General features: G+C 63.0%; 11 protein-coding genes. 6 read left to right on the top strand and 5 right to left on the bottom strand.

The genetic code is table 11. The annotated features are described in order from the left end of the window. Positions 1–15 precede the first annotated feature (15 nt). On the top strand, positions 16–3,588 hold the full coding sequence (dnaE, locus tag RAE09_RS02085) for a DNA polymerase III subunit alpha (protein WP_005328847.1): 3,573 nt from the start codon (positions 16–18) through the stop codon (positions 3,586–3,588). A gap of 72 nt (positions 3,589–3,660) precedes the next feature. After that, positions 3,661–4,851 carry a cobalamin-independent methionine synthase II family protein gene (locus RAE09_RS02080; RefSeq protein WP_316980810.1) on the top strand — a complete coding sequence of 397 codons (1,191 nt, stop codon included), beginning with the start codon at positions 3,661–3,663 and terminating at the stop codon, positions 4,849–4,851. A gap of 49 nt (positions 4,852–4,900) precedes the next feature. Here the strand turns inward: RAE09_RS02080 and RAE09_RS02075 are convergent, their stop codons facing one another. Then, positions 4,901–5,386 (bottom strand): hypothetical protein, encoded by a 486-nt coding sequence (locus RAE09_RS02075; RefSeq protein ID WP_005324567.1) that lies wholly within the window; start codon positions 5,384–5,386, stop codon positions 4,901–4,903. A gap of 62 nt (positions 5,387–5,448) precedes the next feature. After that, complete coding sequence (locus tag RAE09_RS02070) at positions 5,449–7,314, bottom strand: choice-of-anchor I family protein (protein WP_316980809.1); 1,866 nt, start codon at positions 7,312–7,314, stop codon at positions 5,449–5,451. 99 nt (positions 7,315–7,413) lie between these two features. Here RAE09_RS02070 and ilvA point away from each other — a divergent pair, with 99 nt between their 5' ends. Genes ilvA through RAE09_RS02050 form a run of 4 tightly spaced genes read left to right on the top strand, consistent with a single transcriptional unit; the run spans position 7,414 to position 9,952 of the window. Continuing rightward, complete coding sequence (gene ilvA / locus RAE09_RS02065) at positions 7,414–8,682, top strand: threonine ammonia-lyase IlvA (protein ID WP_250409989.1); 1,269 nt, start codon at positions 7,414–7,416, stop codon at positions 8,680–8,682. Further along, positions 8,682–9,320 carry a YigZ family protein gene (locus RAE09_RS02060; protein ID WP_250409990.1) on the top strand — a complete coding sequence of 213 codons (639 nt, stop codon included), beginning with the start codon at positions 8,682–8,684 and terminating at the stop codon, positions 9,318–9,320. Before ilvA ends, RAE09_RS02060 begins: the two co-directional genes overlap by 1 nt. 2 nt (positions 9,321–9,322) lie before the next feature. Beyond that, positions 9,323–9,562, top strand: coding sequence for a hypothetical protein (locus RAE09_RS02055; RefSeq protein WP_250409991.1), 240 nt, complete (start codon positions 9,323–9,325; stop codon positions 9,560–9,562). Then, positions 9,563–9,952: an RNA-binding S4 domain-containing protein gene (locus RAE09_RS02050; protein WP_023021235.1), complete on the top strand. Its 390-nt coding sequence runs from the start codon at positions 9,563–9,565 to the stop codon at positions 9,950–9,952. Between the two features lie 22 nt (positions 9,953–9,974). On the opposite strand, the gene RAE09_RS02045 is transcribed toward RAE09_RS02050, so the two are convergent. The 3 genes from RAE09_RS02045 to RAE09_RS02035 form a co-directional block, all read right to left on the bottom strand. Then, entirely contained in the window at positions 9,975–10,973 is a 999-nt protein-coding gene (locus tag RAE09_RS02045) for a GTP pyrophosphokinase (RefSeq protein WP_316980808.1), read from the bottom strand. A gap of 10 nt (positions 10,974–10,983) precedes the next feature. Then, positions 10,984–11,454: a hypothetical protein gene (locus RAE09_RS02040; protein ID WP_316980807.1), complete on the bottom strand. Its 471-nt coding sequence runs from the start codon at positions 11,452–11,454 to the stop codon at positions 10,984–10,986. A gap of 229 nt (positions 11,455–11,683) precedes the next feature. Continuing rightward, positions 11,684–13,015, bottom strand: a complete 1,332-nt coding sequence (locus tag RAE09_RS02035; RefSeq protein ID WP_250409993.1) for an exonuclease domain-containing protein — start codon at positions 13,013–13,015, stop codon at positions 11,684–11,686. Between the last annotated feature and the right edge of the window lie 5 nt (positions 13,016–13,020).

The raw sequence follows: 13,020 nt of genomic DNA, 5'->3' as shown, positions 1-13,020 counted from the left end.
GCTATGATGAGCCGCATGGCCAAAAACTCCTCCTTCGTCCACCTGCACAACCACACCGAGTTTTCCATGCTGGACGGCATGGCCAAGGTCGATATGCTGGCAGACGAGGTGGTTCGCCAGGAGATGCCGGCCGTCGGCATGACCGACCACGGCAATATGTATGGCTCTGATGCCTTCTACCGCCGCATGACCGGTGCCGGTGTCAAGCCGATCATCGGCATCGAGGCGTATATGGCGCCTGAATCCCGCTTCAACAAAAAGCGCGTGCTGTGGGGCACGCCGGATCAAAAGCGCGACGACGTCTCCGCGTCCGGCGCCTACCTCCACCAAACGATGATCGCGGAGAACGCCACCGGCCTGCGCAACCTCTTTACCTTGTCCTCGCTGGCTTCCTATGAAGGCCAGTTGGGCAAGTGGCCGCGCATGGACGCCGAGCTCATCGCCGAGCATGCCGACGGCATCATCGCCACCACCGGTTGCCCCTCTGGCGACGTCCAGACCCGCCTGCGCCTCGGCCAGTTCAACGAGGCGCTGGAGGCCGCGGCCATGTGGCAGGACATCTACGGCAAGGACAACTTCTTTTTGGAGTTGATGGACCATGGGCTGGACATCGAAAAGCGCACGCGCGATGGCCTGCTAGAAATCGGCCGCAAGCTGGACTTGCCGCCGCTGGTGACCAACGACTGCCACTACGTGCTGGAGTCCCAGGCGCCGGCGCACGAGGCGATGCTGTGCGTGCAGACCGGCAAGACTTTCATGGATCCGGACCGCTTCAAGTTCGGCGGCACCGGCTACTACATTAAGTCGGCCGCGCAGATGCGCGAGACCTGGGACGATATGATTCCAGATGGCTGTGATAACACCTTGTGGATTGCCGAGCGCGTGCAGGACTACGGCGAGATCTGGGAAGAACACACCCACGATCGCATGCCTATTGCCGACGTCCCCGAGGGCCACACCCCAACCTCCTGGCTCACCCATGAGGTGATGGAGGGCCTGCAAAAGCGCTTCCCCGGCCAGGATGTACCGGAGGAATATATCGAGCGCGCCAAGTATGAGATCTCCGTTATCGAGATGAAGGGCTACCCGTCCTACTTCCTCATCGTGGCCGAGCTCATTAAGCACGCGCGCTCCGTGGGTATTCGTGTGGGGCCGGGCCGTGGTTCGGCGGCCGGTGCGCTCGTCGCCTATGCGCTGACCATTACCAATATCGACCCGCTGGAGCACGATCTCCTCTTCGAGCGATTCTTGAACCCTGAGCGCCCTTCCGCACCCGATATCGATATCGACTTCGACGACCGCCGCCGTGGTGAAATGATTACCTATGCGGCCGAGCGCTGGGGTGAGGACAAGGTGGCGCAGGTGATTACCTTCGGCACGGTGAAGACTAAGCAGGCCATTAAGGACTCGGCCAAGGTGCACTTTGGCCAGCCCGGCTTCCAGATGGCCGACCGCATCAACGGCGCGCTGCCGCCGGCCATCATGGCCAAGGACATTCCGCTTAAGGGCATCACGGACCCGGACCACGAGCGCTACTCAGAGGCCGCCGAGGTCCGCCAGATGGTGGAATCCGACCCGGATGTGAAGAAGATTTATGACACGGCGCGGGGTTTGGAGGGCGTCGTCAGGCAGGCGGGCGTGCACGCCTGTGCGGTGATTATGGCTTCGGTCCGGCTCATGGACCACATTCCAATGTGGAAGCGCCCGGCCGACGGCGCTTATATCACCGGCTGGGATTACCCGGCGTGCGAGGCCATCGGCCTGCTGAAGATGGACTTTTTGGGCCTGCGCAACCTCACCGTTATCGGCGATGCGATTGAAAACATCAAGCGCAACCGCGGCGAAGAAATCCACTTGGAGCAGCTGCATGCCGACGACCCCAAGGTTTCCAAGGTCTATGACCTCCTCTCGCGCGGCGATACGCTGGGCGTCTTCCAGCTCGACTCCGGCGGCATGCAGGAGCTGCTCAAGCGCATGAAGCCGACCGGCTTTAAGGATATTGTGGCCTCCCTTGCGCTCTACCGCCCAGGCCCGATGGGTGTGAACGCCCACTGGGACTACGCGGACCGCAAGAACGGCCGCAAGGAAATCACCCCAATTCACCCGGAGCTGGAAGAGCCGCTCAAGGAAATCCTGGATGAGACCTACGGCCTCATCGTCTACCAGGAGCAGATCATGCGTATCTCGCAGAAGGTCGCCAACTACACAGCCGGCGAGGCAGATGGCTTCCGTAAGGCAATGGGTAAGAAGAAGCCCGAAGTGCTGGCCCAGCAGTACGACAAGTTCTGGGGCGGCATGCAAGAAAACGGCTACTCCAAGTCCGCCATGGACGCGCTGTGGGGCACCATCGAGCCCTTCGCGTCCTACGCGTTTAACAAGTCCCACGCCGCGGGCTACGGCTTGGTGTCCTTCTGGACAGCCTATCTCAAGGCCTACTATGCACCGGAGTATATGGCCGCGCTGCTGACCTCGGTGGGCGATAAGAAGGATAAGTCCGCCATTTACCTTTCGGACTGCCGCCACCTGGGCATCAAGGTGCTGCCGCCGTCCGTCAACGAGTCCGAGGAGGACTTCCAGGCGGTGGGAGAGGATATCCGCTTCGGCATGGGCGCTATCCGCAATGTGGGCTCGGAAGTGGTGGAATCCATCATCAAATCCCGCCACGACAAGGGCGCGTTTACCTCGTTTAGCGATTACCTGGACAAGATCGAGCTCGCCGCCTGCACTAAGCGCGTGACAGAAGCGCTGATTAAGGCCGGCGCCTTCGATGACTTGAACCACCCGCGCAAAGGCCTCATGCTCATCCACGAGGACGCGGTGGATGCGGTGCAAACCACCAAGAAGGCCGCGGATAAGGGCCAGTTCGATCTCTTCGCTGGAATTGGCGGGGGAGAAGACGATGCGGCCTCCAACGCTTTTGCCCTGGATATCCCAGAAGACAACTGGGATCGTAAACACGAACTTGCCCTCGAGCGCGAAATGCTGGGCCTGTACGTTTCCGGCCACCCTCTCGATGGTTTCGAGGAGGCGCTAGCCGCGCAGACGGATACCCCGCTGACCAAGATCCTCAACGACGAGGTGCATAACGGCCAAGAGCTCATCATCGGTGGCATCATTTCGGGCGTGGACCGACGCTTTTCCAAGCGCGATGGCTCGCCGTGGGCCATTGTCACGGTGGAAGACCACAACGGCGCGCAGGTGGAAATCTTGGTATTCAACAAGGTGTACTCGCTCGTCGCCCCGCAGATTGTGGAGGACAATATCATCCTCGCGCGCGTGAACGTCAAGGTGCGCGATGAGCGCCGCTCGCTGTTCTGCTCCGATATCCGCGTGCCGGAGCTGGGCCCGGGCGGTGGCGCCGGCCTGCCGCTGCGCCTGACCATGCGCACGGATCAGTGCACCATGGAGAATATTGCCCGCCTCAAGCAGGTCCTGCTCAAGAACCAGGGCGAGTCGGATGTCTACCTCGAGCTTGTCGATGGCTCCGAGTCCACCACCATGATCCTCGGCGACCACCTGCGCGTGGAGCGATCTGGCAACCTCATGGGCGACCTCAAGGCCACCATGGGCGCGGGCATATTAGGCTGAATTTAAACTCGGCGGCGGCAGGCACCCTCCACTAATCTAGACAGCACAGTCTATATCGATGGAGGAAACCTGATGGTGAACAAGATTCGCACCACCCATGTCGGCTCACTGCCGCGCACCCCGGAGCTGCTGGAAGCCAACCTGCAGCGCGGGGAGCTGCCGGCCGCGGAGTTTCAGGGGATTTTGGAGGCTGCGGTGGCGGACGTCGTCAAGCGGCAGCTCGATCTCGGCCTCGATATCATTAACGAGGGCGAGTACGGCCATATCACCTCTGGCGCGGTGGATTATGGCGCGTGGTGGAATTATTCGTTTAGCCGCCTGGGTGGGCTGACAATGACGGATACTGACCGCTGGGAATCGGCCGAGGTGGTGCGCTCTAAGCCGGGTGAGCCGCGGCTGACGTCGTTTATTGATCGCCGCGACCGCGCGCTGTTCTCGGAGGCCTATAATGACCCGGATTCTGGCATCTTCACCGGCCGCGCCAAGGTGGCGAACCCAGAGTTTACCGGACCGGTAACCTACATCGGCCAGGATGAGGTCGCCGCCGATGTGCGCTTGCTTGCCGACGCCCTCCCGGCCGGCACCCCCGGCTTCATCGCCGCCCTTTCGCCCGGCTCGGCAGCGCGCCTGACCAACCGCTACTACGACGATGAGCATGAGCTGCTTGCCGACGTCGGCCGCGCCATGCGTACCGAATACCAGGCCATCACCGACGCTGGGCTTACTGTGCAATTCGACGCGCCCGACTTGGCTGAGGCTTGGGACCAAATCAATCCCGAGCCGTCCGTGAAGGACTTCCGCGGTTTTATTCGCGAGCGCATCGACGTCCTCAATGATTCCATCGCCGGCCTGCCCAAGGAACAAACGCGCCTGCACATCTGCTGGGGCTCCTGGCACGGCCCGCACGTTACCGACGTGCCCTTTGCGGATATCATCGAGGAAATTCTGCGTGCCGAGGTCGGCGGATTCTCCTTCGAGGCCGCTTCGCCGCGCCACGCGCATGAGTGGCGCGTGTGGCAGGACCACGCGCTGCCCGAAGGCACTGTGATTTACCCGGGCGTGGTATCTCACTCCACCAACGCGGTAGAGCATCCGCGCCTCGTGGCCGATCGCATCATCCAATTCGCTGAGGTAGTCGGCCCCGAAAACGTCATCGCGTCGACCGATTGCGGCTTGGGCGGCCGCCTGCACCCCCAGATTGCCTGGGCGAAGTTGCAGTCCTTGGTCGAGGGCGCGGAGATTGCTACCCGCGAACTCTTCTAAAACACACAAAGCCGCTCCGGAGCTCCGGAGCGGCTAAATTATTCAGTGCTTAGAAGCGCACGCCCAGCTGCTTGAGGGCATTCTTCATCGGCTCCAGCACGGCCGGGTTCACCTTGGCAACCATGGTGAAGGCCTGCAGCAGCGCGGCAACGAGGCTGGCAGCCACGGTAACCCAGCTCATGACCTCGAGGAACTTCTCTGGGGAAGAGGAACCCCAGATAGGCAGGCGCTTGAGTGCCTCGATCTGTTGCGCCTCTGCTTCCTCGGCTACGCAGTCCGGCTCCTTTGGCATTCCGGAAGAGCCGTAGCCGTTGGCCAGGCCCTGCATGAGCTCCTGCGGGGTGCGGGCGGAAGATCCGAGCTCGCCGCTCTCAATCTTCTTGAGGTGCTCTTCCTTGGCGTTGTCGACCTCGGCCTGGCATTCGGCCGAAATCTCCTTCGGCTTATCTTCTGCGGCAGAAGCGGTTGCTGGTGCAACGAGGCCCGCTGCCACGGCGGTGGCGGCGACGAGCGAAGTGCTGAGACGGTTGCGCATGGTTCTCCTTTAGAGTGAGAGGTATTAGCCTCAAACAATTTAGCAGGTAAATCCCGGAAGGTCTATGGCAATAGCTTGCGCACCTGCGCCGGCAACAGCGCATAGAACTCGTCGACGGTCTTCGGCAGGAAGCCCAGCGCCCCGCCAATCAGGGCGCCAAGACCTACCAAACCAGCCACGATGCCCACGCCGGCAGCGACGCTGCTGCCGCTGCTGCTGTTGCTGGAACCGTCGGAGCTGCCGGATGCGGTAGGGGAGTCGGGGTTGTCGGAGGCGTCGGCAAGCAGGTCCTTGACGGAGAACACGGTGGTGGTGCCGGATACCTCGTTGCCGGCGATGAGAAGGGCGTCCTCGGCAGGGGAGTCAGCGGCGGGAACGAAGGCTAGACCCTCTGGTCCGAGGTCGCCGGCCTTGGTGGTTGCAGCAACATCGTCCTCGTCGTAGCCAACGGAGAAATCGCGATTGTTGACGTAGGTGACAAATTTTGCCTCGGCGGGAGTGGTTACGTCATAGACAAAGATGCCGCCCACGCGCTCTGCGCCGATGAAGGCATAGGTGCGATCGCCAACCTTGCCGATGGTCAAGGCTTCCGGCTCTGGTCCCTTGTTATCGGAGCGGTCATCGAAATCCGGATCCTCGTTATCAGCGTTGAAGTTCAGGCCGGGCATATCCTTAGTGATGTTCTCGAAGTCCGCACCGGAGTCGAAGACGACGTTGCCCTCGGCGTCGTAGATGCTAAAGGAGCGTGAGCCATAGGAATACAGGTCGTCGAAGCACTCTTTTTCTTCGTTCCAGCCAGAAGCGTTGGTGAGTTTGAGGTTGCCGGCAAACTTCTTATCCTCAATGCCCTCGGGAAGCTCGAGATCGTCGCAGACCTTGCCGGCCTTTACTAGGTCCTTGAGCTCTACTTCGTCGGTATAGCCTCCCCACTCGCGGGCATCGCCCTCGTTGGCGGTGGCGAAATAAGTCTGGCCCTCCGACTCGAAGGCGCCGATGGAGTCCGGCATGGACAGGCCCTTGACCGGAATGGTGCGCAGCTCCGCGGCGTCATCCTTATTGGACGGATCCAGCGGCACCTGGGAGTGGTCCGCGATATGGGCGGGGATTACCTTTTCCACGGTGGCGGACTCGATATCGATGACCGCGATGGCGTTGTTTTCCTGCAGCGTGGCGTAGGCCTTGCCGCCCGCGGAAGAAATGTATTCCGGTTCGAAGTCCCGCGAAGGCAGGTTATGGTGCTCGGAGGGGCCGAAGACACGGATCGAGGGGTCGAGGTCGGCGGTGTCAAAGGCGGTGAAGTCGGCCGTGCGGACGTCGCCAAGCGCGGGCGCTGCGACGTCCTCGGGCAGGCTGATGACAGAAATGGAGCCCTCTGGGTCCTTGAGGTAGGCGGTGCCCTCGGCGTTGAGGGCGTCGGAAGGCTCGCCCTCGTTGGCAACCAGCGCGTGGCGGCCGTCGGCGGTGAGGTGCACGTTATCGGGCAGGGCGCCTACGCCTACGCGCCCAAGCTCCTCGCCGGTTTCGGCGTTGAAGAACAGCGCCTCGCCGTTGTCGGTTTTGTCCGCCTGCTGTACCGCGGCGACGGCCAGGCCATCGGGTCGCACGGCTACGGAGTTGATTTCCTTGTCCCCGCCGGCGGAGACGGCGCCGATCTTGCGCGGCTTAGTGGGATCGGAGGCGTCCAGGATATCGACCTCGCCGGAGCGCGCATTGACGGTGAGGATGCGCTGGGACGCAGCGTGGTAGGCGACGATTTCGGCGGCGGATTTGCCCAGCACGCCGGATTCATGGGAACCGATGGGGGTCAGCTGCAGTGCCGCGTTGGGGGCGGAGTGTTCCAGCACGGTATCCACGATATGGGCGTGGGCGGCCGGGGCACAGGCGAGGACGAGCGAGGAGGTAACGCAGAGAGAGATGCGCTTAAGCATAAGTATTCCTTTCTTGTGGTTATGTCCACTATTGCTGATGGAGGTAACGGTGCAACTAAAGGACAGTGAATTTCCAGTGAATGGGTAGACTGTCAAGACATGACTGATTCGACCATCCATGCATCCGATATCCAGCAGGCGCAGGCGCGGATTAGCTCGGAAATCGCCCCGACTCCGCTGCAGTACTGCGCCCGGCTGTCGGCCGAGACAGGCTGCGAGGTCTATCTCAAGCGCGAGGATCTGCAGGACGTGCGCTCCTATAAGATTCGCGGCGCGTTAAACGGTATGTCGAATGTTCCCCAGGAAGAGCGCGGCCGGGGAATTGTTACGGCCTCGGCCGGCAATCACGCGCAGGGCGTGGCCTATGCCTGCCGCACGATGGGCATTGCCGGCAAGATTTTCGTGCCGGAGCCCACGCCGATGCAAAAGCGCGACCGCATCCTGGCCCATGGCGGCGACCAGGTGGAGCTGGTGGTGGTCGGCGCCAACTTCGACGAGGCAGCCGCGGCCGCGCATGCCGACGCCGCCGAGCGCGACGCCACCTTCATCGAGCCCTTCGACGCCCGCGATACCATCACCGGACAAGGCACGGTCGCGGCGGAGGTTCTGGCGCAGCTTTCGGCCAAGGGCAAGTCGCTCGATACCATCGTCGTTCCTGTGGGCGGCGGCGGCCTGATTTCTGGCATCACCTCCTACGTGGCGGATATGGCGCCGCAGACCCGGGTGGTGGGCATGGAGCCGGAGGGGGCGGCGTCGCTCAGAGCGGCGTTTGACCACGGCGGACCGGTCACGCTGGAGGAGGTCGACCCCTTCGTGGATGGCGCGGCCGTCAAGCGCCTTGGCGCGCTGCCCTATGAGATTTTGGCAGCCAATCGCGAGCGCCTGAGCTTCGACACCGTGTCCGAGGGCGCGGTGTGCACGGATCTGCTTAACCTGTATCAAAATGAGGGCATCATTGCGGAGCCGGCCGGTGCGCTGTCGGTGGCGGGCTTGCACCAATTGGACCTGGAACCAGGCTCAACGGTGGTGTGCGTAATTTCCGGCGGCAATAACGATGTGCTGCGCTACGCCGAAATCATGGAACGCTCCCTGGTCCACCGCGGCCTGAAGCATTATTTCTTGGTGAATTTCCCGCAGGAGCCGGGCCAGTTGCGCCATTTCTTGCACGAGATTCTGGGCCCGACCGATGACATCACGCTTTTTGAGTACCTCAAACGCAATAACCGCGAGACGGGTGCCGCGCTGGTGGGCCTGCAGCTTAGCCGTGCCGAAGATCTCGAGGGCCTGCTAGAGCGCATGGGAGAATCCAAGATTTCGGTGCAGTACCTCAAGCCCGGCACCCCCGAGTATGAATTCCTCGTGGCCTAATGCAGGATTCTTATCGTCGCCCAGTAGGCCAGGTTGAACACGAAATTGAAATTAAGCGGTCCCGGTTTATTACCTTGATCGGCCGCGTCACCAATGAGGAAGAGGCCCGCGCGTTTATCGACGCCGCCCGCAGCCGCTTTCCCGACGCCCGCCACCACTGCTCCGCTTACGTCTACCACGTCGATGGCGCGAACCCGGTGGAGCGCTCCTCCGATGACGGCGAGCCCTCCGGCACGGCTGGAAAGCCGATGTTGGACGTGGTGAAGGGCTCCGGCATGCTCGATGTGTGCGCGGTAGTCGTGCGCTACTTCGGCGGCATCAAGTTGGGGGCCGGCGGGTTGGTGCATGCCTATGGCGGCGCGGTGAGCGAGGCCATGGAGAAGGTGCGCGCGGTAACCAGGGCGCGCCGGGAGCTTTATGCGGTGGAGTGCCCGCATGCGACGGCCGGGCGCGTGGAAGCGGACCTGCGCGGGCGCGGCTATGAGATAACCGATACCGCCTATGCGGCCGCGGTCACCTTTACCGTGGCCGTGCACCCAGGCGGGCTGGACGAGCTGGAAGCAACGCTGGCAGCGATCTCGCAGGGCCAGCTCGAGGCGGCAGAGGCCGGCAGCGCGTGGGTTGAGGTAGGATCCTGACCATGAGTATGCAGCAACGACCGAATAACCCCATTGCGCAGCGCAAGCAGCAGGTGCGCAAGCACTCCCGCAACGCCGTCGTATGCGTGGCCGGCGGCCTCGGTGTGGGCGTAGTGCTCGGCGTGCTTTCGGTTAACTTCTGGGCCTGGATGCTACTGGGGGCCATCGTCGCCGTCGCAGGTGGCGGCTATAACTGGCTGAAGATCCAGAAAATCGTCAACGAGAACCACAACCAGTACTAGATGCCGGCACCGCAACCTAGCGGCCGCCCCGTCAGGATCGATGCCTGGGTGTGGGCCGTTCGCATGTTTAAAACCCGGTCTGCGGCCGCGACCGCCGTGCGCGCCGGGCACGTAAAGATCAATGGCGAGGCCGTCAAGCCTTCCCAACAGGTGGTGCCGGGCGACCGCGTGCGCGTATGGCGCAACCACCACGAGCATGACCTCGAGGTTTTAGCGACCGTCGCCAAGCGCGTCGGCGCGCCCGTCGCGCGCACCTGCTATACGGACCATGCGCCACCGCCGCCGCCCAAGGAGTTTATGCCGTCGGTTCCCGTGCGCCCGCGCGGTGCTGGCCGGCCGACGAAGAAGGAACGCCGCGACATGGAGAAATTCCGCGGCGGTTTCCGGTAAGTTACCGAAACATACTGCGCGACTAGTGGGCGGCGCGTAGCGCTTTCAGGCGCGCAGTAAGCCGCCGCTTGCGGCCCGGGCGGTCGCCGGATTCGGCGGTGGCCTCGATGTGTTGCTTGCCAAATTTGTTGAGCAGGAGGTCGTCGATAAGCCGCACCTGGCCGGGGCGGAAGCGGTAGCGCATGGCGTCGTGGACGTGAGCAATGGCGGTATCATCCAGCAGCTGCTCAAGCTGACCCAAGTGGCGCACGTCGTTTTGCTCCAAGAGCTCCGCCAAGAAGCGGTAGTGCTCCGAGCGCGAGAGCGGGAAGCGATTACCCAAGATGATGGCGAGCACGCCCGGCAGGGTCTCGGCGGTAAGCTCGACGTCCTTGTCGGTTTCTGTATCGGGGGCCTTGAGGGCGGCGATCTCATCGAATTGCTGGTCTGCAAGCTCGATAAGCCCCGCGGCCAAGGTAAAGAGACGATCTACCTCCGGCGAGGGTGGGTTCGGCCCCTGCTTATAGCGGATATCGTGCTCAAACTCCGCCCACGCGTGCTGCAGGACGGTGCGAATCTGCACCTCAAAGGTCCAGCCCACGTAGGCGGCGAGCTCTTCCATTGCAGCCGCGCTATCTTCGGTCACAGTCAGCACCAGGTGGTGGGAGCCGTAGCCAAAGCCGCCGGAAATGCGAGTCTCGGCCGCTTTGTCAACGGAGCGTTCAACCTTAAAGGATTCACCAAAAACGCCTAGCGCTTCTGGAATAGCGGTGGAGTGATACAACGTCACACGCACGCCCATCACATCGTGGATCTCTTGCCAGGGCTGGGGATAGACAAAATCGCCGTTCTCGCGGCGCTTTTTGGCCTTCGCCTTCAGTGAGGGCCAGGTTTTGACGCGGGTAGAGACGCGGTCGAAGATGATGCCGGCGTCATTGAGGAGGTCCTCGATGGCGGTGCGGAAGTCCACCGCGGCGGTGGGGTGGCTGCGCGCCCAGTCGTGGTACTGGTTGCTCAGCCGCGACATCCTACTTTCCGGCATGGTGCTCCTTTCATAACTCCCGCGGGAATCCGTTAGACCATACTAGCGGGCGTGGGTGGAGCACGGTGCGATGGCGGGGCACGCGCGCGACGGCATCGGCGGCCAGTTGGCGGGCATAGGTGTCCGGCAGGTGGGCAAAGGCAAAGAGCGTGGCGGAGTCCGGCACCAGGTAGGTCAGGGAGTGCGATCGCAGGAGGCGGCGCATGTGCTTGTCCAGCACGGTAAAGGTCTCTGGGTGGGCAATCCAGGAGGAAATCGGTGCGCCGTGGGAGCGGACCTGCAAGCCACCGAAACGGGCGGCGGAAGGAAGCTCGCAGGCGGCGGGGCGGGTCCAAAAGCGCAGCCCTTGCGAATCGAGTGCGGCGCGCTGCAGGTTATGGGAGGCGTGGTTCCATGCTCGGCGCGCGGAGATATCCATGTCCGCGAGGCCGCGGTGACTGAGCCGGCGAAAGGTCTGCTTGCCGGGAAAGACCAGAGCCATGGACAGGCTGGGGGAGAGCTGGATGGTGGCGAGGGAGTCGCAGAAGCCGTCGTCAGAAAGCCGCTGTTCTTTCAGCCACGAGCGGGCAAAGAGCGCAGGCAGAGCAGGTTTGCGGTGGTGGGACGAGGCGGGCGCAGGGCGACGGTCACGGCGGTTTCTCCAGTGTGGCGGTAGGGTGCGGTCGCCTTTATTGGACTGGAGAAACCGCCGTTTGGTTCCCGGGGTGGGCCTAGAAGGGCGGCTCGGCGTCGAGTTGCAGCTCAGCAAAGAGCTTATCGGCCGGCCAGATGTCGATTTCTTGGCCCTTGGCCTGCAGCTCCTCCGCGCGCTTTTCCTTGGAGGTCTTCTTTGCCCATTCGCCCACGATAAGCAGGGTGGACTTTTTGGTGACGTTCTTTGCCACTTGGCCGCCACGCTCGGCGATGCCCTGCCACAGCACGCCCTTATCAAAGGGCTCGAAATCGCCGGTGAGGGTGACGTGCTGGCCGTAGAGTGCGCCGTCCGGGTCGGCGTCGGGGTTTGGCTCTGGGATTGTGTCCGGGGTGGCGACGGACTGCCACGGGGCGGGCCCGCGGGACTTCTTCTGTGCGGAGCCGGCCGCTCGGGTCTGGTCGCGGAAGTCGGTCCCAGCGCCGAGATCCGCGGCGGAGGTGGGGGCGGTGTGGGCACGTAGGATAGGCAGGATGTCCTCGGAATCGAGGCGGCCCAAGGTGAATTCGCGTGCGGTGAATAGGTCGCGGATGCTGCCGGTGTGCCCGAAGCGCTCGGCCAAGCGGGCGATGATTTCGCCGGCCGCACGGGCATCCTCGGTGGCGTCGTGGTGGCTGAAGTCCGGCGCAGACAGGTGGGCGGCGACGGTGGGCAGTTTATGGTTGCGTACCGAAATGACCTTGGCCTTGGAGGCATCGCGGGACAGCGCGAGGGAGCAGGCCAGCGGCACGGTGGGCACCTCGGCGCCAGCAGTAAGCAGGCCGGAGCGCAGTGCGGTGGAATCAAACTGGGCGTTGTGCGCGACAAGCACGTCGCCGCCGAGGAAATCGAAGAGCTCCTTGGCGACGTCGGCAAATGCCGGCGCCCCTTCCACATCGTCCGCGGTAATGCCGTGGATGGAGACGTTGATATCCGCGAAGTGCTCGAGGCCTGGTGGAGGGGTGCACAGCCAGGACCGGGAGGCGGTCTCCTGGCCATCGCGGAAGCGCACCGCGCCTATTTGGCAGATAGAACCCCAGTTGTCGTTGGCCGTTTCCACGTCCACAGCAGTGAAATCAAGGCCGGGGATGGTGGCGGCGGAAGAGGGTGCTTCGCCGCGCTGTGCGGCGGAAATGGCGCGGGCGACGGCCTGCGGGTCTTGGTGCGGGGCGAAGGCGATAGTGCCGGCGGCGCCCAAGTCCAGGGCGCCGAAGCCGGTGGGGGTCGGTTCACTCACGTGCACGGTGTCGATGGACTCAAGCGGGATATCTTCAGTGGCGGGGGCACCGAGGCTGGTAGCCAGCAGGGTGCGGTGGAGCACGAGTTTATCCGCTGTGACATCGATGAGTGCGCCGTGCGCGGGAAATGACACGAGGG

The organism is Corynebacterium tuberculostearicum (genome assembly GCF_032821615.1).
Classification (GTDB): Bacteria; Actinomycetota; Actinomycetes; order Mycobacteriales; family Mycobacteriaceae; genus Corynebacterium; species Corynebacterium tuberculostearicum_H.
Note: the sequence above shows the minus strand (reverse complement) of the source record. Positions and strands in the feature narration are given on the sequence as shown.